The organism is Pseudomonas benzenivorans, assembly GCF_033547155.1.
In the GTDB taxonomy this organism is placed as follows: domain Bacteria; phylum Pseudomonadota; class Gammaproteobacteria; order Pseudomonadales; family Pseudomonadaceae; genus Aquipseudomonas; species Aquipseudomonas benzenivorans_B.
Window position 1 is genome coordinate 1,267,088 of record NZ_CP137892.1, and the last position, 21,777, is coordinate 1,288,864.

24 protein-coding genes are annotated in these 21,777 nt (G+C 65.5%); 16 read left to right on the forward strand and 8 right to left on the reverse strand.

Going from position 1 to position 21,777, the window contains the following annotated elements; genetic code table 11:
- Nucleotides 1-8 precede the first annotated feature (8 nt).
- Entirely contained in the window at nucleotides 9-1,400 is a 1,392-nt protein-coding gene (locus SBP02_RS05820; RefSeq protein ID WP_318645450.1) for a sensor histidine kinase, read from the forward strand.
- Here the strand turns inward: SBP02_RS05820 and SBP02_RS05825 are convergent.
- The 3 genes from SBP02_RS05825 to ygfZ all read right to left on the reverse strand — a co-directional run bounded on the left by SBP02_RS05825 (nucleotide 1,333) and on the right by ygfZ (nucleotide 4,043).
- Nucleotides 1,333-2,160, reverse strand: a complete 828-nt coding sequence (locus SBP02_RS05825) for a substrate-binding periplasmic protein (protein ID WP_318645451.1) — start codon at nucleotides 2,158-2,160, stop codon at nucleotides 1,333-1,335. The two genes, SBP02_RS05820 and SBP02_RS05825, sit on opposite strands and share 68 nt — an antisense overlap.
- A gap of 66 nt (nucleotides 2,161-2,226) precedes the next feature.
- Entirely contained in the window at nucleotides 2,227-3,063 is an 837-nt protein-coding gene (locus SBP02_RS05830) for an HDOD domain-containing protein (RefSeq protein WP_318645452.1), read from the reverse strand.
- A gap of 38 nt (nucleotides 3,064-3,101) precedes the next feature.
- Nucleotides 3,102-4,043: a CAF17-like 4Fe-4S cluster assembly/insertion protein YgfZ gene (gene ygfZ, locus SBP02_RS05835; protein ID WP_318645453.1), complete on the reverse strand. Its 942-nt coding sequence runs from the start codon at nucleotides 4,041-4,043 to the stop codon at nucleotides 3,102-3,104.
- 189 nt (nucleotides 4,044-4,232) lie between these two features.
- Here ygfZ and SBP02_RS05840 point away from each other — a divergent pair, with 189 nt between their 5' ends.
- Both SBP02_RS05840 and SBP02_RS05845 read left to right on the forward strand, forming a co-directional pair.
- Entirely contained in the window at nucleotides 4,233-4,487 is a 255-nt protein-coding gene (locus SBP02_RS05840) for an FAD assembly factor SdhE (RefSeq protein ID WP_318645454.1), read from the forward strand.
- Complete coding sequence (locus tag SBP02_RS05845; protein ID WP_318645455.1) at nucleotides 4,471-4,923, forward strand: protein YgfX; 453 nt, start codon at nucleotides 4,471-4,473, stop codon at nucleotides 4,921-4,923. The genes SBP02_RS05840 and SBP02_RS05845 overlap by 17 nt, the downstream gene beginning before the upstream one ends.
- On the opposite strand, the gene nadB is transcribed toward SBP02_RS05845, so the two are convergent.
- A complete protein-coding gene (gene nadB, locus SBP02_RS05850) occupies nucleotides 4,892-6,508 on the reverse strand; it encodes an L-aspartate oxidase (protein ID WP_318645456.1) in 1,617 nt (538 codons plus the stop codon). The genes SBP02_RS05845 and nadB overlap by 32 nt on opposite strands.
- A 379-nt stretch (nucleotides 6,509-6,887) precedes the next feature.
- On the opposite strand from nadB, the gene rpoE reads away from it, so the two are divergent.
- The 12 genes from rpoE (at nucleotide 6,888) to pdxJ (ending at nucleotide 17,327) form a co-directional block, all read left to right on the forward strand.
- Nucleotides 6,888-7,469, forward strand: coding sequence for an RNA polymerase sigma factor RpoE (rpoE, locus tag SBP02_RS05855; protein ID WP_318645457.1), 582 nt, complete (start codon nucleotides 6,888-6,890; stop codon nucleotides 7,467-7,469).
- Between the two features lie 31 nt (nucleotides 7,470-7,500).
- On the forward strand, nucleotides 7,501-8,091 hold the full coding sequence (locus tag SBP02_RS05860) for an RseA family anti-sigma factor (RefSeq protein ID WP_318645458.1): 591 nt from the start codon (nucleotides 7,501-7,503) through the stop codon (nucleotides 8,089-8,091).
- A gap of 8 nt (nucleotides 8,092-8,099) precedes the next feature.
- Nucleotides 8,100-9,053, forward strand: a complete 954-nt coding sequence (locus SBP02_RS05865; protein WP_318645459.1) for a MucB/RseB C-terminal domain-containing protein — start codon at nucleotides 8,100-8,102, stop codon at nucleotides 9,051-9,053.
- A complete protein-coding gene (locus SBP02_RS05870) occupies nucleotides 9,050-9,499 on the forward strand; it encodes a SoxR reducing system RseC family protein (protein ID WP_318645460.1) in 450 nt (149 codons plus the stop codon). Before SBP02_RS05865 ends, SBP02_RS05870 begins: the two co-directional genes overlap by 4 nt.
- Before the next feature lie 40 nt (nucleotides 9,500-9,539).
- Nucleotides 9,540-10,970: a DegQ family serine endoprotease gene (locus tag SBP02_RS05875; RefSeq protein ID WP_318645461.1), complete on the forward strand. Its 1,431-nt coding sequence runs from the start codon at nucleotides 9,540-9,542 to the stop codon at nucleotides 10,968-10,970.
- 150 nt (nucleotides 10,971-11,120) lie between these two features.
- Nucleotides 11,121-12,920: a translation elongation factor 4 gene (gene lepA / locus SBP02_RS05880; RefSeq protein WP_318645462.1), complete on the forward strand. Its 1,800-nt coding sequence runs from the start codon at nucleotides 11,121-11,123 to the stop codon at nucleotides 12,918-12,920.
- A gap of 6 nt (nucleotides 12,921-12,926) precedes the next feature.
- Nucleotides 12,927-13,781 carry a signal peptidase I gene (gene lepB, locus SBP02_RS05885; RefSeq protein ID WP_318645463.1) on the forward strand — a complete coding sequence of 285 codons (855 nt, stop codon included), beginning with the start codon at nucleotides 12,927-12,929 and terminating at the stop codon, nucleotides 13,779-13,781.
- 104 nt (nucleotides 13,782-13,885) lie between these two features.
- Nucleotides 13,886-14,263 (forward strand): DUF4845 domain-containing protein, encoded by a 378-nt coding sequence (locus SBP02_RS05890; protein WP_318645464.1) that lies wholly within the window; start codon nucleotides 13,886-13,888, stop codon nucleotides 14,261-14,263.
- Complete coding sequence (gene rnc, locus SBP02_RS05895) at nucleotides 14,260-14,949, forward strand: ribonuclease III (RefSeq protein WP_318645465.1); 690 nt, start codon at nucleotides 14,260-14,262, stop codon at nucleotides 14,947-14,949. Before SBP02_RS05890 ends, rnc begins: the two co-directional genes overlap by 4 nt.
- The gene (gene era / locus SBP02_RS05900) at nucleotides 14,942-15,844 is read left to right on the forward strand and encodes a GTPase Era (RefSeq protein WP_318645466.1); all 903 of its coding nucleotides are present in this window, start codon (nucleotides 14,942-14,944) and stop codon (nucleotides 15,842-15,844) included. The genes rnc and era overlap by 8 nt, the downstream gene beginning before the upstream one ends.
- Nucleotides 15,845-15,889: 45 nt before the next feature.
- Nucleotides 15,890-16,588 carry a DNA repair protein RecO gene (gene recO, locus SBP02_RS05905; protein WP_318645467.1) on the forward strand — a complete coding sequence of 233 codons (699 nt, stop codon included), beginning with the start codon at nucleotides 15,890-15,892 and terminating at the stop codon, nucleotides 16,586-16,588.
- Nucleotides 16,581-17,327, forward strand: coding sequence for a pyridoxine 5'-phosphate synthase (gene pdxJ, locus SBP02_RS05910; RefSeq protein WP_318645468.1), 747 nt, complete (start codon nucleotides 16,581-16,583; stop codon nucleotides 17,325-17,327). Before recO ends, pdxJ begins: the two co-directional genes overlap by 8 nt.
- Nucleotides 17,328-17,415: 88 nt before the next feature.
- Here pdxJ and cmoB read toward each other — a convergent pair whose 3' ends face one another.
- Both cmoB and cmoA read right to left on the reverse strand, forming a co-directional pair.
- Complete coding sequence (cmoB, locus tag SBP02_RS05915; RefSeq protein ID WP_318645469.1) at nucleotides 17,416-18,384, reverse strand: tRNA 5-methoxyuridine(34)/uridine 5-oxyacetic acid(34) synthase CmoB; 969 nt, start codon at nucleotides 18,382-18,384, stop codon at nucleotides 17,416-17,418.
- Nucleotides 18,381-19,124 (reverse strand): carboxy-S-adenosyl-L-methionine synthase CmoA, encoded by a 744-nt coding sequence (gene cmoA, locus SBP02_RS05920; RefSeq protein ID WP_318645470.1) that lies wholly within the window; start codon nucleotides 19,122-19,124, stop codon nucleotides 18,381-18,383. Before cmoA ends, cmoB begins: the two co-directional genes overlap by 4 nt.
- A gap of 432 nt (nucleotides 19,125-19,556) precedes the next feature.
- Between cmoA and SBP02_RS05925 the strand changes: the two genes are divergently transcribed.
- Nucleotides 19,557-20,471 (forward strand): NAD(P)/FAD-dependent oxidoreductase, encoded by a 915-nt coding sequence (locus tag SBP02_RS05925; RefSeq protein WP_318645471.1) that lies wholly within the window; start codon nucleotides 19,557-19,559, stop codon nucleotides 20,469-20,471.
- A 76-nt stretch (nucleotides 20,472-20,547) separates the two neighbouring features.
- On the opposite strand, the gene SBP02_RS05930 is transcribed toward SBP02_RS05925, so the two are convergent.
- Both SBP02_RS05930 and SBP02_RS05935 read right to left on the reverse strand, forming a co-directional pair.
- Nucleotides 20,548-21,120, reverse strand: a complete 573-nt coding sequence (locus SBP02_RS05930) for a hypothetical protein (RefSeq protein WP_318645472.1) — start codon at nucleotides 21,118-21,120, stop codon at nucleotides 20,548-20,550.
- A gap of 253 nt (nucleotides 21,121-21,373) precedes the next feature.
- Entirely contained in the window at nucleotides 21,374-21,766 is a 393-nt protein-coding gene (locus SBP02_RS05935) for a protease inhibitor I42 family protein (protein WP_318645473.1), read from the reverse strand.
- Between the last annotated feature and the right edge of the window lie 11 nt (nucleotides 21,767-21,777).

The following is a 21,777-nucleotide window of genomic DNA, read 5'->3' on the forward strand; positions in this document are numbered from 1 at the left end:
GGCCGGCGGTGAACAGGCCGGGCAGCCTGAGCGGGCGGCTGCTGCGGCGCCTGGCGCTGCTGCTGGCGCTGATCCTGCTGCTCAGCAGCCTGAGCGCCTACTGGAGCGCACGGCGCGCCGCCGATACCGCCTACGACCGTACCCTGCTGGCCTCGGCACGGGCCATCGCCGACGGCCTGTACAGCGACGACGGCCGGCTCAAGGCCAACGTGCCCTACGTGGCCCTGGACACCTTCGCCTACGACAGCGCCGGGCGCATCTATTACCAGGTGCTGGACCCGAACGGAGCCCTGGTCTCCGGTTACCAGGGGCTGCCTGAACCCCCGTCTGGCACCCGCCGTACCGATGACTACCCGGCTTTGGCGCGTTTCTACGACGGCCAGTTCCGCGCTCAAGGCGTGCGTCTGGTCAGCCTGTTGCAGCCGGTCAGCGAGCCGCAGCTCAACGGCATCGCCGAGATACGTGTGGCCGAGACCCAGGGTGCCCGCGAGCGCATGGCCCGCGAGCTGCTGCTCGGTACCCTGTGGCGCATGGGCGCGTTGTCGCTCAGCGCGCTGCTGCTGGTGTGGCTGGCGGTCAGCGCCGCACTACGGCCGCTGGAGAGCCTGCGCCGGGCCGTGGCCGAGCGCGGCAGCGATGACCTGCGGCCATTGCCCGACGATGAGTTGCCGCGGGAGCTGCGGCCGCTGGTGCAGGCCCTCAACCAGTTCAATGAGCGCCTGCGTGGCCTGTTCGAGCGCCAGTCGCAGTTCATCGCCGAGGCCGCCCACGAGTTGCGCACGCCCCTGGCGGCGCTCAAGGCGCGGGTCGAACTGGGCCTACGCGCGCAGCAGCCGCAGGAGTGGCGCGGCACCCTGGAGGAGGCCGCGCAGAACACCGAACGCCTGACTCAGCTGGCCAACCAGCTGCTGTCCCTGGCGCGCATCGAGAGCGGGGCACGGGCCATCGCCGAGGGCGGTGCGCAGCGCCTGGACCTCAACCAGTTGGCCCGCGAGCTGGGCCTGGCCCTGGCGCCCCTGGCCCATGCCCGCGGCATCGCCCTGGCCCTGGAGGCCGAGCAGTCGGTGTGGCTGCGGGGCGAGCCGACGCTACTCAACGAGTTGCTGTGCAATCTGGTCGACAATGCCCTGGCCCATACCCCGGCGGGCGGCAACGTCGTGGTGCGGGTGCTGCCGCCGGCCGTGCTGGAGGTGCAGGACGATGGGCCGGGGATTCCCGCCGATGAGCGCGAGAAGGTGTTCCAGCGCTTCTATCGTGGCGGCCGCGGGGGGGATGGGGTCGGACTGGGGCTGGCCATAGTCGGGGAGGTCTGCCGCGCGCACCGGGCGCGCATCAGCCTGCATCAGGCGCAGCCGTGCGGTCTGCTGGTGCGGGTGGAGTTTGCTCAGGAGGCGGGCTGACCTGGGGAATCATGCTCAGTGGCTGCCGTGCTTCCAGCAGCCACCGAGCGATCTTGCCGTTCTCGTGCAGGCGCGCCAGGCCGTTATTGAAGCGCGCCATCAGCTCGGCGTTAGCGGCGATCCTGCGCGACAGCAAGAGATGCAGGCTGTGACTGCTCAGCGGCAGGGGATGAAAGCTCAATTGCGCCCGCTCGGCGCTGGTGAAGCGCCGGGCCAGCAGGCTCGAGGCGGCTAGGCGGGAAAGCGGGAACAGGTCGATCCGTCCCGCCAGCAATTGGCGCAGGGCCACTTCATCGCTGTTGATGCGCTGGACATTCAGCCGGCCGGTCGACTCGGCCCGCTCGAAGGCCTTGCCGTAATAGTAGCCACGGGTGGCGCCGATTCGCAGGCCCCGGAGATCGTCGAGGGTCTGCCAGGCGAACTCCACGGACTTGCGGTGGAGTAGATGGGTCTGGGTGTCAAGCACCGGGTCGCTGATGAAAAACAGGCGCTCGCGTTCGGCGTTGCGTCGCCACAGTGCGGTGCCGGCGCGCTGGCCTTGGGTGGCCAGCTGCATGGCGCGCGCCCAGGGCAGGAACTCCCACCGCACCTCGATGCCTTCGAGGGCGAAGGCTTCCGCGACTATCTGTGAGGCTACACCTTGCTTTGGCAGCTCCGCGCCGTGGAAAGGCGGCCATTCGCCGCTGGTCAAACGCAGCTGTTGTGCCGCCTCCACGCCGCTGCCCAGGAGCAAGGAGAACAGCAGCATCACAACGCGCATATGGCAGGTCCCTTAACCGAATGACTCCAAGTCTAGTGGCCGATTGCGCGCCACGACGCATTCAACTCACTGCAGCATGCCCATGGCGGCGTCCATAGCGGCGGAGAGGTCCTCGTCTTCCTGCATGTCGACATTCGGGTCGAGGCCGAGCTTGGCGAATGCCGGGATCTGTCCCCAGTCCAGCTGGGTATAGGGGTGCTGGCTGCCCAGGTAGCTCTGCAGCGTGGCGACTTGGACGATATCGACGTAATCGGCCTTGGCGCTGTCGCGGCCGAAGTCCAGGTGCTGGCCGGGCACCATGGCGATCGGCTCGGGGAACTCCCAGGTGCGCAGGATCTTGTCGCCGATGATCGGATGGATCTTCTCGATCACGTGGTTGAGGCTGATCGAGTCGGCCAGCAGCTCGCTGTGCTCCTCGGCATAGGTGAGGATCGGCAGCACGCCGATCTGGTGCACCAGGCCGGCGAGGGTGGCCTGGTCCGGCATCAGGCGGGTGTAGTGGCGGCACAGCACGTGGCAGATGCCGGCGATCTCCGTGCTCTTGTTCCACACCTCGCGCATCTTGCGGTCGACCACGTCGGAGGTGGCCTGGAACATCTGCTCCATGGCCAGGCCGGTGGCCAAGTTGCTGGTGTAGTTGATGCCCAGGCGGCCCACCGCCATCTGCAGGTCGGTGATCTCCTTGTTGGTCCGCAGCAGCGGGCTGTTGACCACCTTGATGATGCGCGCGGTCAGGGCCGCATCGTTGCCGATCACCTTGCTCAGCTGGGGGATGCCGATGTTCGGGTCTTCGGCGGCCTCGCGCACTTTCAGGGCGACCTCCGGCAGGGTGGGCAGCACCAGTTCATCGTTGTCGATGGCCTGCAGCAGTTCTTCTTGGACTTTCTCGGCGAGCTTGCTCATGCGCGGTTCTCTTCGGAGTCGGGCGGCGTGGAAGGGGTTCAGCGCTGGATTTCGCGATCGGCGTCCAGGCTGTAGGGCAGGTCGAGCAGGCGCAGCGGCGGGCCTTCGGGGGCGCCCAGGCGAATGCGTCCGTCCTTCATGGCGTCCTCCTGCAGCACGGCGAGCAGTTCGGTGCCGTTGTCGCTTCGGGCGGCCAGGACCACCTCGCCGACCCCCGAGTTATGCACGGGGGAGAAAAGCTCGACGGCCGGTTCCGGCAGTTGCCGGTCATCCAGGGCCAGGCGATACAGGCGGCGCTTGAGCTTGCCCAGGTACTGCATGCGCGCGACGATCTCCTGGCCGGTATAGCAGCCCTTCTTGAAGCTGACCGCGCCGAGGGCCTGCAGGTTGAGCATCTGCGGGATGAACAGTTCGCGGGTGCTGCCCAGTACCTGGCCGATGCCGGCGCGGACCTGGGCCAGCAGCCAGTCATTCAGCGGCGCCTCCTGCAGCTGTGCGGCCAGGCGGGCACGCAGGGTCGGCGCCTCTTCGGCGGGGGTCCAGAGTTCGCTGCGGCCATCGCTCAGGCGCAGGGCCAGCAGATTGTGGGCACGGGCCACGCAATCGGCCTCCTGGGGCAGGTCCAGCCCCAGGCTGACCAGCGCACCGTCGCCGCCGCTGAGGCCGAAGCGTACCCAGGCGTCGCCTTCGTCGGCGAGCTTGGACTTGGAGAACACCGCATATTTCTGCAGGTCGGCCAGCTGCGGCGCGACCAGCTCGCCGGCCATCGCCAGGAGGTAGCCGTCGGCCAGGCTGAGGATGCGGAAGCTCGACAGCATGCGGCCCTTGGGGGTGCAGCGGGCGCCGAGGCTGCTGCGGCTGTCGCTCAGGTAGTTGAGGTTGCAGGTCAGCTGGCCCTGGAGGAACTTGCTGGCATCGGGACCGCGAACGGCCAGGATGCCTTCGTGACTGAGGGTGCAGAAAAATGCGGTTTCGGCCATGGGGAGGAGGAGGTCGCCGGATAATGGGTCAGGGGCGACATCATAGAGCGCCACCGGAGGCTTGTCAGCGGCTGAGCGCACACCCGCGACCGGTGTTGCGGGTACTCGTCCGCTTAGGTCAACAGCCCGGGCTTTCATCGTTATACTGCCGGGCCGAATCAATGCCGGGCAATCTCAAGGAACCTTTTCATGGTCGACTCGACTGAACTCAATCGCCTGTTCTGGCACAGCCGTCGCGGCATGCTGGAGCTGGACGTCCTGCTGGTGCCCTTCGTCAAGGAGGTCTACCCGAGCCTCGATGCCGAGGACCAGGCGCGCTACCGCAAGCTGCTCGCGTGCGAGGATCAGGACATGTTCGGCTGGTTCATGCAGCGCGGCGAGCCCGAGGATGCCGACCTCAAGCGCATGGTTCGCATGATCCTGGATCGTGTCCAGCCCAAGTGAGGTATTCGAGTGCCGCTGGCGGCCCTCGCGGCTGCTGTTGCTGTGCTATGGGCTGACCCAGGCGCTGGCGCTGCTCAGTCTGCTATGGGTCGAGTTGCCGCCCTGGGGGTATGGGCTGGCAGTCGCCCTGTGCCTGGGGCATGCGGCCTGGGTGCTGCCGCGGCACATCCTGCTGAGCTCGGCCCAGGCATTCGGCGCCTTGCGTCATGATGCCGATGGCTGGCAGCTGTGGAACCGGGCGCGGGGCTGGCAGGCGATCCAGCTGCGCCCCGACAGCCTGGCCTTGCCGCCGATCGTGGTGCTGCGTTTTCGCCTGGCAAACGAGCGGCGCGTGCGCGGCCTGTGCATCCCCCGGGATGCGCTGGCGCACGATATCCATCGGCGCCTGCGGGTGCGGCTGAAATTTAGTCGCCGTAGGTGGGCGGCGCCAGAATAGTGTCCCTGGCCTCGGCCAGTTGCTCGGGGTAGTCCAGGGTGTAGTGCAGGCCGCGGCTCTCGTGGCGCTGCATGGCCGAACGGATCATCAGCTCGGCGACCTGGGCCAGGTTGCGCAGCTCGATCAGGTCGCGGCTGACTTTGTAGTTGCTGTAGAACTCGTCGATCTCGTCGAGCAGCAGGCGTACCCGGTGCTGGGCGCGCTGCAGGCGCTTGTTGGTGCGCACGATGCCCACGTAGTCCCACATGAAACGCCGCAGCTCGTCCCAGTTGTGCGCGATGATCACGTCCTCGTCCGAATCGGTCACCTGGCTGGCGTCCCAGCACGGCAGTCCGCTGGGCATGGGCACCCTGTCGAGTGCCTGGGCGATGTCGGCGGCGGCGGCGCGGGCATAGACGAAGCATTCGAGCAGCGAATTGCTGGCCATGCGGTTGGCGCCGTGCAGGCCGGTGAAGCTGGTCTCGCCTATGGCGTAGAGCCCCGGCACGTCGGTCTGGCCGTGGTGGTCGACGACCACGCCGCCGCAGGTGTAGTGCGCCGCCGGCACCACGGGGATGGGTTCGCGGGTGATGTCGATGCCGAAGTCCAGGCAGCGCTCATAGACGGTCGGGAAGTGCGCCTTGATGAACTCCGCCGGCTTGTGGCTGATGTCCAGGTAGACGCAGTCGGCGCCCAGGCGCTTCATCTCGTGGTCGATGGCGCGGGCGACTATGTCGCGCGGCGCCAGTTCGCCGCGCTTGTCGAAGCGCGGCATGAAGCGCTGGCCGTTGGGCAGCTTGAGCAGGGCGCCCTCGCCGCGCAGGGCCTCGGTCACCAGGAAACTCTTGGCCTGGGGGTGGTACAGGCAGGTGGGGTGGAATTGGTTGAATTCCAGGTTGCCGACCCGGCAGCCGGCGCGCCAGGCCATGGCGATGCCGTCGCCGCAGGCGCCGTCCGGGTTGCTGGTGTACAGGTAGACCTTGGCCGCGCCGCCGGTGGCGAGCACGACGAAGCGGGCACTGAAGGTGTCGACCTGGCCGCTGTTGCGGTTGAGCACGTAGGCGCCCAGGCAGCGCTGGCCGTCGAGGTCGAGCTTGCGTTCGGTGATCAGGTCGACGGCCACCCGCTGTTCCAGCAGCTCGATGTTGCTCCGCTGCCTGGCCTGCTCCAGCAGGGTGTTGAAGATCGCCGCGCCGGTGGCGTCGGCGGCATGGATGATGCGCCTGTGGCTGTGGCCACCCTCGCGGGTCAGGTGGAACTCGAAACCGCCGTCGTCGCTGGCGGTCTGCTCGTCGCGGGTGAAGGGCACGCCCTGGTCGATCAGCCACTGGATCGCGGCGCGGCTGTGTTCAACGGTGAAGCGCACGGCTTCTTCGCGGCACAGGCCGGCACCGGCGTTGAGGGTGTCCTCGACATGGGATTCGACTGTGTCGCTGTCGTCCAGCACTGCCGCTACGCCGCCCTGGGCCCAGTAGGTGGAGCCATTGGACAGGCTGCCCTTGCTCAGCACGGCGATGCGCAGGTGCTCAGGCAGGGTCAGGGCTAGGGTCAGGCCGGCCGCGCCGCTGCCGATGACGAGAACGTCGTGCTGATAGTGTTCGCTCATGTACAGATCCCGCGAGAAAGCGCCCCTAGTATATAGAGGGGGTGGTCGGCACAATAGCGCGCTTGTGGCTGGCTGTGGGGCTTGGGAACTTTCTTGTCGTTTCGAGTTCCATAATCGGTCGCTTAGAGTGGGTTTTGTCCACTCGGCATGTTGCCCTGTGGCTCAAGTGGCAGGCTCGCCGGTCGAGCGTGCGGGTGACCTAAGATTATTCACGCGGCAGGGCGCAGTCCCCTGTCGCGTTATTCCGTGCAACGCCGAAAAGGTCTTTGTCGGAAGCTTGTTTGTAAGGGGGAGAACTTTTGCGCAACGCCCGAGTCTATTTTGGCAAGCCGAGTCACCGGCAGGCGCTGCACTCCTTCGGACTGGGCGAGGAGTGTTCATGCTAACCCAGGAAGAGGACCAGCAACTGGTCGAGCGCGTGCAGCGCGGAGACAAGCGAGCATTCGATCTACTGGTGCTGAAGTATCAACACAAGATTCTCGGGTTGATCGTGCGTTTCGTGCACGACAGTCATGAGGCTCAGGATGTGGCGCAGGAAGCTTTCGTCAAAGCCTATCGGGCATTAGGGAATTTCCGTGGCGAGAGTGCGTTCTATACCTGGCTGTATCGTATCGCCATCAATACGGCGAAGAACCATCTGGTGTCGCGGGGACGGCGACCGCCAGACAGTGATGTAAGTGCTGAGGATGCGGAGTTTTACGACGGCGACCATGCCCTGAAGGATATCGAGTCGCCGGAGCGCATCATGTTGCGGGATGAGATCGAGGCCACCGTGCATCGCAGCATCCAGCAGTTGCCAGATGATTTACGTACGGCCCTAACCTTGCGTGAATTCGATGGTCTCAGTTACGAGGACATTGCCAGCGTCATGCAATGTCCGGTGGGCACCGTGCGCTCGCGGATATTTCGAGCGCGCGAGGCCATAGACAAGTCCCTGCAACCCTTGTTGCAGGAAGCCTAAGACAGCGGCGACAGCCAAGAGAGGAACCGCCATGAGTCGAGAAGCCCTGCAGGAATCGCTGTCCGCGGTGATGGATAACGAAGCGGACGAACTGGAATTGCGCCGAGTGCTTGGAGCGAGCGACGATGCCGAGCTGCGTGCGACCTGGTCGCGCTATCAGATCGCTCGCGCCGTGATGCACAAGGAGTTGCTGGAGCCGAAGCTGGATATCGCGGCGGCGGTTTCCGCGGCGTTGGCCGACGAGGCGCTGCCGGTGGTCGAGAAGACGTCTCGTGGGCCCTGGCGGGCAGTGGGTCGCCTGGCCGTGGCGGCCTCGGTGACCGTTGCCGTTCTGGCGGGTGTGCGTCTATACAATCAGGATGAGATCGGCGCTGCGCAGCTGGCGCAGCAGGCTTCTCAGCCGGCTCTGGTCAGTCCGCAAGCCCAGGGTCCAGCCATGCTGGCGGGCTTCAGTTCGGCCGCCGAGCAGCCGGGAGCGGCGCAGGCCGCCGCCGATGCCGAGGCGGGCTGGCATGAGCAGCGTTTGCCGGCTTATCTGCGTCAGCATGCCCAGCAAGCCGCGATGAGTGGCGGCGAGGGGGCGTTGCCCTATGCGCGCGCCGCAAGTCTGGAAGGCCGTTAAGGAGGCGCATGCGCTTTATTCCTCTCACCATTCTCCTGTATGGCGGATGGGCGATGTCGGCCTTCGCTGCAGAGGGCGCGCAAGACTGGTTGCAGCGCCTGGCTGAGGCGGACCGCAGTCAGAGTTTTCAGGGCACTTTCGTTTACGAGCGCAATGGCAGTTTCTCCACCCACGGCATCTGGCACAGGGTCGAGGCGGATGGGGCCGTGCGCGAGCGTCTCCTGCAATTGGACGGACCCGCTCAGGAAATAGTGCGGGTGAACGGGCGGGCCGAGTGCGTGAGCGGTACCCTGGCCGATCAGGTCGTGGGCGATCAGGCCTGGCCTGCTCGTGAGCTCGATGTTGAGCAGTTGGCGCGCTGGTACGAGCTGAAGAAGACCGGTGAGTCCCGCGTGGCGGGCCGCGCGGCGGTGGTGCTGGCGCTGGTGCCGCGTGATCAGCATCGCTATGCGGTAGAGCTGCATTTGGATCGTGAGAGTGGCCTGCCGCTGAAAACCCTGCTGCTCAACGATAAAGGCCAGCTGCTCGAGCGCTTCCAGTTCACCCGCCTGGAGCTTTCGTCCCCCCCTGGCGATGCGGCGCTACGGCCGAGCGCAGATTGTCGGTCTGTGCCCGTGGCTGAGGCGAGCACTGCCGATGGCGACGCCTGGCGGGCTGAATGGCTGCCCCCGGGTTTTAGCCTGAATACCGTGAGTCAGCGCCGTAGTCCGGCTTCGGATGAAACCGTCGCATGCCTGGTGTATGACGATGGTGTGGCCCGTTTCAGTGTGTTTCTGGAGCCTTTGCAGGGCGCCGTGGTCGCTGATGCGCGCAGTCAGCTCGGCCCGACCGTCGCGGTTTCCCGGCGCATGGCGACCAGCGACGGCGATGTGATGGTCACGGTGGTCGGCGAAATCCCTCTGGGTACGGCGGAGCGGGTGGCATTGTCGATGCGGGCTGGCGAAGCGCAGGCTACGCCGTGATCGAGGAGTCCGGGAGGGTCGTCGCGGTCGAGGCCGGCGCCGTCTGGGTCGAGACGCTGCGCAAGAGTACCTGCTCCAGTTGTTCGGTGAGTGCCGGCTGCGGCCAGGGAGTGCTCGAGCGGCTCGGTGTGGGCGGTCGCCGGGGTCATGTGCGTGCGCTATCCGATTTATCCTTGAGTGTGGGGGATGCCGTGGTGATCGGCATTCGCGAGGATTTACTGGTGCGTGGTTCACTGTTGGTCTATCTAGTGCCGCTTATGGGCTTGTTTGCCGCGGCGTTGCTCGCCGAGCGAATGGCCTTGAGCGAGCCTCTGGTGGTGCTGTGTGCCTTTGCCGGGTTGGCGCTGGCTGCGCTCGGCGTGCGGTGGCGCAGTGCCCGTGCCGCCGGCGATCCGGCGTTGCAGCCGGTGGTGCTGCGCGCAGCAATCGCGGGTAATGTGTCTTAGTTATAAGTCTTGTACGGTCTGGAGGGGGAGCTGGATGTCGATGCCTAGCCTTAAGCTATGTTTTTCTGCGGTCCTGGCGGTTTTGCTGTTGGGGCAGGCGGTTGCCGCGCATGCGCAATTGCCGGACTTCACCGAGTTGGTCGAGGAGGCTTCGCCGGCGGTGGTCAACATCAGTACCCGGCAGAAGATACCGGCGCGGGCGGCGACGGGGGGAGGCCAGCTGCCGATGCCCGATTTGGAGGGGTTGCCACCGATATTCCGAGAATTCTTCGAGCGCAACATTCCCCAGGTGCCGCGTTCGCCGGGCGGTGGTCGGCAGCGTGAAGCGCAGTCGCTGGGGTCGGGGTTCATCATCTCGGCCGACGGCTATGTGCTGACCAACAACCATGTGATCGCTGATGCCGACGAGATCATCGTGCGCCTGTCGGATCGCAGCGAGCTGGAGGCCAAGCTGGTAGGGGCCGATCCACGCAGCGACGTGGCACTGCTCAAGGTCGAGGGCGATGACCTGCCCACTGTGCGCTTGGGCAAGTCCGAGGATCTCAAGGTGGGCGAGTGGGTGTTGGCCATCGGTTCGCCGTTCGGTTTCGATCACTCGGTCACCGCCGGCATCGTCAGCGCCAAGGGGCGCAGCCTGCCGAACGAAAGCTATGTGCCGTTCATCCAGACCGACGTGGCCATCAATCCGGGCAACTCCGGTGGTCCGCTGTTCAATCTGGACGGCGAGGTTGTCGGCATCAATTCGCAGATTTTCACCCGTTCCGGCGGCTTCATGGGGCTGTCCTTCGCCATTCCCATGAGCGTGGCCATGGACGTCGCCGACCAGCTCAAGACCGACGGCAAGGTCAGTCGCGGCTGGCTGGGGGTGGTGATTCAGGAGGTCAACAAGGACCTGGCCGAGTCCTTCGGCCTGGACAAGCCGGCCGGGGCCCTGGTCGCCCAGGTGCTGGACAACGGACCGGCGGCCAAGGGCGGGCTGCAGGTCGGCGATGTGATTCTCAGTCTGAACGACAAGCCGATCATCATGTCGGCCGACCTGCCGCATCTGGTCGGTGGTCTCAAGCCCGGCAGTCAGGCCGAGATGGATGTGGTGCGCGAGGGTTCGCGCAAGAAGCTCAAACTCACCATCGGTGCTTTGCCGGAGGAGGGCGAGGTGTTGGCGGGCAGCGCGACACCGGGTGGTGAGCGCAGCAGCAACCGCCTGGGCGTCAAGGTGGTCGAGCTGACCGCCGAGCAGCGCAAGAGCCTCGACCTGCAAGGGGGGGTGGTGATCACCGAGGTGCAGGAAGGGCCGGCGGCGATGATCGGCTTGCGCCCGGGCGATGTGATTACCCACCTGAACAATCAGGCGATCGATTCTGCCCGCACCTTCACCCAGGTGGCGCAGTCGTTGCCGAAGAACCGTTCGGTGTCGATGCGCGTGTTGCGCCAGGGTCGCGCCAGCTTCATCACCTTCAAGTTGGCCGAGTAAGAACCCGGCGGGGATGAGCAAGGGCGACTGCGGTCGCCCTTTTCGTGCCTGCCGGCTGGCGCCTGGGCGTGACGTGCCGGGCCCGTATCGGGTACACTTCCCGGCTATTTTCGGCGGGCATTCGCCTGCGGCCTTTTCGAGTGTTGTTCTGTGAGTGACCTGAGTCATATCCGCAATTTCTCCATCATCGCCCATATCGATCATGGCAAGTCCACCCTGGCCGACCGCTTCATTCAGATATGCGGTGGCCTGAGCGAGCGTGAAATGGAGGCCCAGGTGCTGGACTCCATGGACTTGGAGCGTGAGCGCGGCATCACCATCAAGGCGCACAGCGTGACCCTGCACTACAAGGCGCGGGACGGTAAGACCTACCAGCTGAACTTCATCGACACCCCCGGCCACGTCGACTTCACCTATGAGGTCAGCCGCTCGCTGGCCGCCTGCGAGGGCGCCTTGCTGGTGGTCGACGCCGGCCAGGGCGTCGAGGCGCAGTCGGTGGCCAACTGCTACACCGCCATCGAGCAGGGCCTGGAGGTCATGCCGGTGCTGAACAAGATGGACCTGCCCCAGGCCGAGCCGGAGCGGGTCAAGGAAGAGATCGAGCACATCATCGGCATCGATGCCACCGACGCCGTGGCCTGCAGCGCCAAGAGCGGCATGGGCGTGGACGAGGTGCTGGAGCGCCTGGTCGCCACCATCCCGGCGCCGACCGGCGATATCGAGGCGCCCCTGCAGGCGCTGATCATCGATTCCTGGTTCGACAACTACCTGGGCGTGGTGTCCCTGGTGCGGGTGCGTCACGGCCGCATCAAGAAGGGCGACAAGGTGCTGGTGAAGTCCACCGGCAAGATCCACCAGGTCGACAGCGTCGGTGTGTTCACCCCCAAGCACACCGCCACGGCGGACCTGAAGGCGGGCGAGGTGGGCTTCATCATCGCCGGCATCAAGGACATTCACGGCGCCCCGGTGGGCGACACCCTGACCCTGTCCAGCACCCCCGACGTGGCCATGCTGCCGGGTTTCAAGCGGGTCAAGCCGCAGGTCTACGCCGGCCTGTTCCCGGTCAGCTCCGACGATTTCGAGGACTTCCGCGAAGCCCTGCAGAAATTGACCCTCAACGACGCCGCGCTGCAGTACGAGCCGGAAAGTTCCGACGCCCTGGGCTTCGGCTTCCGCATCGGCTTCCTCGGCATGCTGCACATGGAGATCATCCAGGAGCGCCTGGAGCGCGAGTACGACCTGGACCTGATCACCACCGCCCCGACCGTGGTGTTCGAGGTGGTGATGAAGAACGGCGAGACGCTCTACGTCGACAACCCGTCGAAGCTGCCGGATATTTCCTCGGTCGAGGACATGCGCGAGCCGATCGTGCGCGCCAATATCCTGGTGCCCCAGGAGCACCTGGGCAACGTCATCACCCTGTGCATCGAGAAGCGCGGCGTGCAGCGCGACATGCAGTTCCTCAGCAGCCAGGTGCAGGTGTCCTATGACCTGCCGATGAACGAGGTGGTGCTGGATTTCTTCGACCGCCTGAAGTCGGTCAGCCGCGGTTACGCCTCGCTGGACTACAGTTTCGATCGCTTCGAGTCGGCCAACCTGGTCAAGCTGGACGTGTTGATCAACGGCGAGAAGGTCGATGCCCTGGCGCTGATCGTGCACCGCGACAAGGCCCACTACAAAGGCCGTGCCCTGACCGAGAAGATGAAAGAGCTGATCCCGCGGCAGATGTTCGACGTGGCGATCCAGGCGGCCATCGGCGGGCAGATCGTCGCGAGGACCACCGTCAAGGCACTCAGGAAGAACGTGCTGGCCAAGTGTTACGGCGGTGACGTCAGCCGTAAACGCAAGTTGCTGGAGAAGCAGAAGGCCGGTAAGAAAAGGATGAAGCAGGTCGGCAGCGTGGAGATTCCCCAGGAAGCCTTCCTTGCCGTGCTCAAGGTGGATAGTTAAGGGCCTATGTCGATCAATTTTCCGCTGTTGCTGGTCATCGCCGTCGCGCTTTGCGGCGCCCTGGCGCTATTCGACCTGATCTTCCTGGCGCCGCGCCGGCGTGCGGCGATCGCCCAGTACCAGGGCCAGGTCGGCGAGCCCGACGAGGCGGTGGTCGAGCGCCTGAGCAAGGAACCCTTGCTGGTGGAGTACGGCAAGTCCTTCTTCCCGGTGCTGGCCATCGTGCTGGTGCTGCGCTCGTTCCTGGTCGAGCCGTTCCAGATTCCCTCCGGTTCGATGAAGCCGACCCTGGAGGTCGGCGATTTCATCCTGGTCAACAAGTTCGCCTACGGCATCCGCCTGCCGGTGTTGGACACCAAGATCATCGAGGTCGACGATCCGCAGCGTGGCGATGTGATGGTCTTCCGTTACCCGAGCGACCCGAACATCAACTACATCAAGCGCGTGGTCGGCCTGGCCGGCGATCATGTCCGCTACAGCAGCGACAAGCGCCTGTTCGTCAACGGCAAGCCAGTGGCGGAGCAATTGCTCGGCGAAGAGCCGGGCAGCCTCGGCAGCGTGGTGCTCTACCAGGAGCGTCTGGGCGAGATGGAGCACCTGATCCGCAAGGAAATGCACCGTTATCGCGTCGAGCCCGGGCGCGAATGGGTGGTGCCGCAAGGGCATTACTTCATGATGGGCGACAACCGCGACAACTCGAACGACAGCCGCTACTGGAACGATCCGAACATTCCCAAGCCATTGCTGGGCATGGTGCCGGACCAGAATATCGTCGGTAAGGCCTTCGCCGTGTGGATGAGCTGGCCGGACCCGAAGTTGCGCAATCTGCCGAATTTTTCCCGCGTCGGCCTGATTCATTGACGCGCTGAAATTTTGCGGCGCCGTTCAAGGCGCCGCCGCAGTCTATCTATAGTCTTGTAGTAGGGCCGCATGGCTCATTTTTACTCAGAATTTGGGGGGCAAACATGGTATTTGCACGTTCGCAGAAGGGGTTGTCGGTTCTTAGCTGGCTGGTCGTGCTGGCGGTGGTGGCGTTCTTCGCCAGCACCGCGTTCAAGATGTTGCCGCACTACCTCGATTACATGTCGATGGAAAAAATGATCACTTCGGTGGGCACCGAGCAGGCCCGGGAGATCAGGACAGTGGGTGACTTCTATTCCCATGTCGGCAAGGGCATGCAGGTGAACAACATCCGCGATCTGGACCTGCGCGAGGTGCTCAAGGTCAAGGTCGAGAACAACGAGTTCATCGCCCACCTGAAATACGAGAAGCGCGAGCCGCTGATCGAGAACCTCGACCTGGTGGCGCGATTCGACAAAGAATACCGCGTGCGCATGCCGTGAGTGTTTCGCTAGACCGCCTCGAGCGCAAGCTCGGTCATCAGTTCAAGGACCAGGACCTGATGGTCCTGGCCCTCACCCATCGCAGCTACGCCGGGCGCAACAACGAGCGCCTGGAGTTTCTCGGCGATGCCATTCTCAACTTCGTCGCCGGCGAGGCGCTGTTCGAGCGCTTTCCCCAGGCGCGCGAAGGCCAGCTGTCGCGCCTGCGCGCGCGGCTGGTGAAGGGCGAGACCCTGGCCGTGCTGGCCCGCGGCTTCGACCTGGGCGACTACCTGCGTCTGGGCTCGGGTGAGCTGAAGAGCGGCGGCTTCCGTCGCGAGTCGATCCTGGCCGATGCCCTGGAGGCGTTGATCGGTGCCATCTACCTGGATGCCGGCATGGCGGTGGCCCGCGAGCGGGTGCTGGCCTGGCTGAGCAACGAACTGGACGGCCTGACCCTGGTCGACACCAACAAGGACCCGAAGACCCGCCTGCAGGAGTTCCTGCAGTCGCGCGCCTGTGAACTGCCGCGCTACGAGGTGGTGGACGTGCAGGGCGAGCCGCACTGCCGGACCTTCGTGGTCGAGTGTCAGGTCACCCTATTGAACGACAAGACCCTGGGCCAGGGCGCCAGCCGCCGCATCGCCGAACAGGTTGCCGCGGCCGCCGCTTTGATCGCCCTGGGTGTGGAGAACGGCAATGACTGATTTACCCGCAACACGCTGTGGCTATGTCGCCATCGTCGGCCGGCCCAACGTGGGCAAGTCGACGCTGCTCAACCACATCCTCGGGCAGAAGCTGGCGATCACCTCGCGCAAGCCGCAGACCACCCGGCACAACATGCTGGGGATCAAGACCGAGGGCCAGGTGCAGGCCATCTACGTCGACACTCCCGGTCTGCATAAGAACAGCGACAAGGCCCTCAACCGCTACATGAACAAGAACGCCTCGTCGGCCCTGAAGGACGTCGATGTGGTGATCTTCGTGGTCGATCGCACCCGTTGGACCGACGAGGACCAGATGGTCCTGGAGCGGGTGCAGTACGTGCAGGGGCCGGTGATCCTGGCGGTGAACAAGACCGACCGCATCGAGGAGAAGGCCGAGCTGATGCCGCACCTGGAGTGGCTGGCGCAGCAGCTGCCGAACGCCGAGATCGTGCCGATCTCGGCCCAGCACGGGCACAACCTCGACACCCTGGAGAAGCTGGTCGGCGAGCGCCTGCCGGAGGGCGTGCACTTCTTTCCCGAGGACCAGGTCACCGACCGCTCCAGCCGTTTCTTCGCCGCCGAGCTGGTGCGCGAGAAGATCATGCGTCAGCTCGGCGCCGAGCTGCCCTACCAGATCACCGTGGAGATCGAGGAGTTCAAGCGCGAAGGGCGCATCCTGCATATCCATGCGCTGATCCTGGTCGAGCGCGACGGGCAGAAGAAGATCATCATCGGCGACAAGGGCGAGCGGATCAAACGCATCGGCCAGGAGGCGCGCAAGGACATGGAGGTGATGTTCGACTCCAAGGTCATGCTCAACCTCTGGGTCAAGGTCAAAGGCGGCTGGTCGGACGACGAGCGCGCCCTGCGTTCGCTGGGCTACGACGACATCTGAGCCGCGCCCGGGCGCATTCCGGCGCCCGCCATTGCGAGTAGCCCCATGCTTGCATTCAGTCAACCCGCCTATGTCCTGCACTCTCGCGCCTACCGCGAGAGCAGCGCACTGGTGGATTTGCTCACCCCCCAGGGCCGCCTGCGCGCCGTGCTACGCGGGGCGCGGGGGCGGGCCGGCACCCTGGCGCGCCCCTTCGTGCCGCTGGAGGCGGAGTTGCGCGGCCGCGGCGAGCTGAAGAACGTCGGTCGCCTCGAGGCCGCCGGCATTCCCAACCTGCTCACGGGCGAGGCGCTGTTCAGCGGCCTGTACCTGAACGAACTGCTCATTCGCCTGCTGCCGGCGGAGGTCCCGCACCCGGAGATCTTCGAGCACTATGCCCTGACCCTGCAGGCCCTGGCCCAGGGCCGCGCGCTGGAGCCGTTGCTGCGCGCCTTCGAATGGCGCCTGCTGGATGAACTGGGCTATGGTTTCGCCCTGGATCGGGATCGCCTCGGCCGGCCCATAGTCGCCGAGCGCCTCTATCGTCTGCAGCCCGATGCCGGACTGGAGCCCGTAGCGCAACTGCAGCCTGGCGTGTTTCAGGGGGCCGAACTGCTGGCCATGGCCGGGGCGGACTGGGCCGTCCCTGGCGCCTTGGCGGCAGCCAAGCGCCTGATGCGCCAGGCCCTGGCGCCCCATTTGGGCGGTCGACCCCTGGTCAGCCGCGAACTCTTCATGACCTTCAAGGAACCACCGCGTGACTGATGCCAATCGAATTCTGCTGGGTGTGAACATCGACCATGTGGCGACCCTGCGCCAGGCCCGGGGCACTCGCTACCCGGACCCGGTGAAGGCGGCGCTGGATGCCGAGGAGGCCGGCGCCGACGGCATCACCGTGCACCTGCGCGAGGACCGCCGGCATATCCAGGAGCGCGATGTGCGGCTGCTCAAGGAGGTGCTGCAGACGCGGATGAACTTCGAGATGGGCATCACCGAAGAGATGCTCGCCTTCGCCGAGAGCATCCGCCCCGCGCACGTCTGCCTGGTGCCGGAGACCCGTCAGGAACTGACCACCGAGGGCGGCCTGGACGTGGCCGGACAGGAGGCGCGGATTCGCGCGGCGGTCGAGCGGCTCAGCAAGATCGGCTGCGAGGTGTCGCTGTTCATCGACCCGGAGGCGCGACAGATCGAGGCGTCCAAGCGGGTCGGCGCACCGGCCATCGAGCTGCACACCGGCCGCTATGCCGACGCGCATACGCCAGAGGAGGCGGCCAGGGAGCTGGCGCGGATTCGCGACGGCGTGGCCTGCGGCCTGACCCATGGCCTGATCGTCAACGCCGGTCACGGCCTGCATTACCACAACGTCGAGGCGGTGGCGGCTATCGCCGGGATCAACGAGCTGAACATCGGCCATGCCCTGGTGGCCCACGCCCTGTTCGTCGGCTTCAAGCAGGCGGTGGCGGAGATGAAGCAGCTGATCGTCGCGGCGGCCAAGCGCGGCTGATACGTAGGATGGGGCGGGCCGCGTAGGTTAGCCGCGAAGCGGCGTAACCCATCAATTCGCCGATGGGTATCGCCGCGCTCAACCCATCCTACGGCTTGCGCGCGACCAATACGGCGCGGGTCGGTGCCGGCAGGCCTTCGATTGTGCGGCTGTGGTCGGCCGGGTCGAGGAACTCCGGCAGCGACTGGAAACGCATCCACTCGGTGGCGCGCTGTTCCTCGATCGAGGTCATGTTGACGTCGACGCAGCGGACGTCGACGAAGCCGGCACGGCGCAGCCACAGCTCCAGCGCCGGCACCGAAGGCAGGAACCAGACGTTGCGCATCTGTGCGTAGCGGTCTTCCGGCACCAGCACCTGTTGGGCGTCGCCTTCCACCACCAGGGTCTCGAGCACCAGCTCGCCGCCCTTGATCAGGCAGTCCTTGAGGTCCAGCAGGTGGTCGATCGGCGAGCGCCGGTGGTACAGCACGCCCATGGAGAACACCGTGTCGAAGCCCTGCAGCCTGGCAGGCAGCTCCTCGAAGGCCAGTGGCAGGTGCCAGGCCGGCAGATCCGGCAGGTAGTGCTTCATTGCCAGGAACTGGCAGAGAAACAGCCAGTTGGGATCGATGCCCACCACGCTCTCGGCGCCGGCGCCGAGCATGCGCCACATGTAGTAGCCATTGCCGCAGCCGACATCCAGCACCCGCTTGCCGCTCAGCTCGAGGTGCGGGGCGACCCGCTGCCACTTCCAGTCCGAGCGCCATTCGGTGTCGATGTGCACGCCGAACAGCTCGAAGGGGCCCTTGCGCCAGGGGATCAGCCCCTGCAGGGCGTTCTTCAGGGCGGCGCGGCTGCGCTCGTCGCAGGGGCCGTCGAACGCGAAGTGCCGGCGCAGCTCCAGCTGTTCCGCGTTCAGCGCCGGAAGGGCCTGTACCGCGCCGTACCAGCGCTGCAGGTCGCCGTGACCGATCGCCAGCTTGGCATCGAGCTGACCGGGCAGCCCGGCGGCCCAGTCCTGCAGCGGGGTGCCCGCCAGGCACTGCTGCAGGGCGTCGAGGTCGAGGTCGCGGATCATGGCAGGGCGACCAGCGAGGCGAAGTTCAGGCACTGGAACCAGGGCACCACCCGGCTGAAGCCGGCGGCCAGCAGACGCTCGCGATGCTGCTCGAGGCTGTCGGGGAGCATCACCTTCTCGATGGCGCTGCGTTTCTGGGCGATTTCCAGTTCGCTGTAGCCGTTGGCACGCTTGAAGGCGATATGCAGCTCGCTGAGCAGTTCATGTTGCTCGGCATCTTCGAAGCGCAGTTTTTCCGAGAGGATCAGCGCGCCGCCGGGCAGCAGGGCCTGGCGGATGCGCCCGAGCAGGGCCAGACGCTGTTCGGGGCGGATGAACTGCAGGGTGAAGTTCAGGGCCACCAGCGAGGCCGGCTGGAACTCGAGGGTGAGGATATCGGCTTCGATCACCTCCACCGGCAGCAGCTCCTGGAACATGGCGTCCTGGGCATGCAGGTATTCGCGGCAGCGCTCGACCATGGCGGCGGAGTTGTCCACCGCGATCACCCGGCAATCGGTGACCTGTACATGGCGGCGCAGGGCCTGGGTCACCGCGCCCAGGGAGGCGCCCAGGTCGTACAGTGCGCTGTGCGGTTGGGCGAAGCGCCCGGCCAGCACGCCGATGTTCTCGACTATGGTCGGGTAGCCGGGCACCGAGCGCTTGATCATGTCGGGGAAGACCCGTACCACGTCCTCGTTGAAGACGAAGTCCGGCACCTGGGCCAGGGGCTGGGCGAAGAGGCGGTCGGGGGGCTGGCGCACGACGATTCCAAGGCGGGAGGGCGGGGCGGCATTTTACCCAAGACGCGGCGATGACCAAAGTCTGGACCCGCCTGTCGGCGCCAAATCGCGACAAGGCCACTGAGCTCGCCGTCTGCTTGGGACCTTGGTCTTAAGATTTTTAAGACTAAGATCCTGTGGATATAAGGCCAATGGCCTAGTCGTTCGGCTCGTCTGGCGGTCTAACTCGTCTGTGCTCCTTACAGCATGCCCACCACGGAAAGGCGCAGCCCACTCCCGACAAGCAGGAGGGGCGGGCGCCGAGGTTCACCGTAATTCAAGCAGCTCAACTCTTTAGGAGGGTCAGATGGTGAAACACCTAGGCATTCCCCTTATCGCTATCACCCTGTTAGCCGCGGGCAGCGGCGCCGCAATGGCCGCCGAGCCGAGCGGGTCGATCCGACGACCAACAGTGTGCACCTGGCCAGCGGGGCGTCCCTGGGCTACGAGCATGTGATCCTGGCGCCAGGCATAGATTTCGAGCCGGTGGAAGGCCATGACTTCCAGGCCATGCCCCATGCGTGGATCGCCGGTGAGCAGACGACACTGCTGCGCGATCAGCTGCTGGCCATGCCGGCTGGCGGTACCTTCGTCATCGCCATTCCCAGAACGCCATTCCGCGCCCATACCGCGCCCTATGAACGGGCCACCGTGGTCGCCGACTTCTTCCGTCGCAAGAGACCGGGCTCGAAGATTCTCATCCTCGATGCCAACCCGGCCATCGCGGGGATGCGTCGTACGTTCAGCACGGCATTCGAGGGGGTGTATCGGGATATTGTGGAGTACGTGCCGAACGTCACGGTGAACGCCGCCGACGCCCTGAACAGGCGCCTGGACATCACCCGTGACGGCATGGCCGACTCGGTGACGGCCGAGGTCATCAACTTGATTCCGGCGCAGAAGGCCGGGAAGGTGCTGTTCGACTCGGGGCTGGTGCCGGAGGGCAGCAGGTTCGCCCCGGTGAACCCGCTGAACTATGCCAGTACCCTGGTCCCGGCCGCCAATGTGCACGTGCTGGGAGACTCCCAGGCCACCGGCCAGGCCAAGTCCGGGCACATGGCCAATTCCCAGGCCAAGGTGTGTGTGGACGCAATCCTGCGTGCCCTCGTCGGCTTGGAGCCGGACCCAGGACCCAAGACCACCGCGGCGGCCTTCCCGCCTATTACCCGCAGGACCGCGAGCTGGACCACTGCGACCTTCTCCTACGATCCGGTGACCATGACCATGGTGTCGACCTCATCGGCCAAGGCGCCGGAGCCAACCGAGGAGGTGCGAGAGGAGCAGGGGCCGGGCTGGTTGAGAAACCTGCAGAGTGACAGCTTCGCCTAGCGATCCGCCAAGGCGGCCACTGCAGGGCCGGTCTTCCGCCGTGCCCTGCGTGCCGTCGCCGAGGGTGATCGGCGGGTCACTTCAATTGGTCGGAGAAGAACTCTCCGGCGCCCTGCAGTGGGCCCAGTGGATTGCGCTTGACCTCGAAGTGGCGGATGTTCGGCTCGCCGTTGCTGACCTTGTGCACCAGCTTGTCGTCGACCAGCACGAACACCGCGCGGAAGGTCCAGCCTTGCAACTCGCGCTGCTTGCGGAAGTTGAACACATCGGCCCAGAAGCTGCCGACCCGCTGGGTGTCGGTCTTGTTGAATTCGAAGGCGTAGCCTACGCAACGATCCTTGGCCTCCAGGCACTGCATCAGGCCATCCGGTAAATAATTGATGGGCACATTCGGCTGCACGAACATCAGCCGTACGTCGATGAACGAGAGCATCTTGCCGTTGCCCTCGGACAGCGGGTCGAAGCCCAGGGAAAACAGTTCGGAGCGGCTGGTCCGGCCGGGTATGGCCTGGGAATAGCGTATTTCCGCATCCAGGTAATCGCTGAACGGCGAGCGCACCTCGGCACGTTCGCTGGGTAGCAGGCTGCTGCAACCGTGCAGGAAAACAAGGCCCACGATCACTGCAACTTCGCGCCAGTCGACCTTCATGTCGTCTCTCCCAGAAGTTAGATCTGTGTTCTATTCCGTATAGTTGATCTGGCCGCGGTCCGCCCTTTTTTTGTCCAGGGCGAAAAGGCCCGCTGATGAGGCGTGCGCACGTTTTCGACACGCTTCGCGTGCGGCGCTGGGCGAAGCGCCAATGCCGATGGAATGCTCTAACACAGGCGTTATGGCCGGTGGGGACTGAGCGGTGAGAGGTGTTTCGCGGGCCTCTGTGCAAGCGAGCGCGGGCGAGGGGAAATTATTTGACCCGGATCGGGCAGTCGAAGCTCTTCGCCGGCGCCACCTCGACCTCCCAGGGGCGCTGGTAGGTCAGCAGCAGGCGGCCTTCGCCGGCCTGCTTGGCGTTGAACAGCCAGGTCGATTGCCCGGCGCTGCCGACCAGGCCGGCATCCTCGGGGTTGCTGTAGACCTCCGGGCCCTGGCTGCTGAGCACGCTGGCGGCGGCGTCGCGGATCACCCAGCGGAACCCCGTGGTCGGGTTGCTCGGCAGGATCAGCACCAGCTGCTGGCCGCTGTACAGGCGCAGCGGGCACTGGCTCTGCTTCTGCACGGTCAGGCTGCCTGGCTGGTGGGCGCAGGCGCTCAGCAGGGCGAGGCCGAGGGGCAGCAGCAGGCGGTGGGCGTTGAACATGACGGGCTCCA

What these genes read in the sequence shown, in the direction of transcription:
- SBP02_RS05825 (WP_318645451.1), bottom strand. Translation starts at nt 2,160, where the DNA reads ATGCGCGTTGTGATGCTGCTGTTCTCCTTGCTCCTGGGCAGCGGCGTG.
- SBP02_RS05830 (WP_318645452.1), bottom strand. Translation starts at nt 3,063, where the DNA reads ATGAGCAAGCTCGCCGAGAAAGTCCAAGAAGAACTGCTGCAGGCCATC.
- ygfZ (WP_318645453.1), bottom strand. Translation starts at nt 4,043, where the DNA reads ATGGCCGAAACCGCATTTTTCTGCACCCTCAGTCACGAAGGCATCCTG.
- SBP02_RS05840 (WP_318645454.1), top strand. Translation starts at nt 4,233, where the DNA reads ATGGTCGACTCGACTGAACTCAATCGCCTGTTCTGGCACAGCCGTCGC.
- nadB (WP_318645456.1), bottom strand. Translation starts at nt 6,508, where the DNA reads ATGAGCGAACACTATCAGCACGACGTTCTCGTCATCGGCAGCGGCGCG.
- rpoE (WP_318645457.1), top strand. Translation starts at nt 6,888, where the DNA reads ATGCTAACCCAGGAAGAGGACCAGCAACTGGTCGAGCGCGTGCAGCGC.
- SBP02_RS05860 (WP_318645458.1), top strand. Translation starts at nt 7,501, where the DNA reads ATGAGTCGAGAAGCCCTGCAGGAATCGCTGTCCGCGGTGATGGATAAC.
- SBP02_RS05865 (WP_318645459.1), top strand. Translation starts at nt 8,100, where the DNA reads ATGCGCTTTATTCCTCTCACCATTCTCCTGTATGGCGGATGGGCGATG.
- SBP02_RS05875 (WP_318645461.1), top strand. Translation starts at nt 9,540, where the DNA reads ATGCCTAGCCTTAAGCTATGTTTTTCTGCGGTCCTGGCGGTTTTGCTG.
- lepB (WP_318645463.1), top strand. Translation starts at nt 12,927, where the DNA reads ATGTCGATCAATTTTCCGCTGTTGCTGGTCATCGCCGTCGCGCTTTGC.
- SBP02_RS05890 (WP_318645464.1), top strand. Translation starts at nt 13,886, where the DNA reads ATGGTATTTGCACGTTCGCAGAAGGGGTTGTCGGTTCTTAGCTGGCTG.
- era (WP_318645466.1), top strand. Translation starts at nt 14,942, where the DNA reads ATGACTGATTTACCCGCAACACGCTGTGGCTATGTCGCCATCGTCGGC.
- recO (WP_318645467.1), top strand. Translation starts at nt 15,890, where the DNA reads ATGCTTGCATTCAGTCAACCCGCCTATGTCCTGCACTCTCGCGCCTAC.
- cmoB (WP_318645469.1), bottom strand. Translation starts at nt 18,384, where the DNA reads ATGATCCGCGACCTCGACCTCGACGCCCTGCAGCAGTGCCTGGCGGGC.
- SBP02_RS05930 (WP_318645472.1), bottom strand. Translation starts at nt 21,120, where the DNA reads ATGAAGGTCGACTGGCGCGAAGTTGCAGTGATCGTGGGCCTTGTTTTC.
- SBP02_RS05935 (WP_318645473.1), bottom strand. Translation starts at nt 21,766, where the DNA reads ATGTTCAACGCCCACCGCCTGCTGCTGCCCCTCGGCCTCGCCCTGCTG.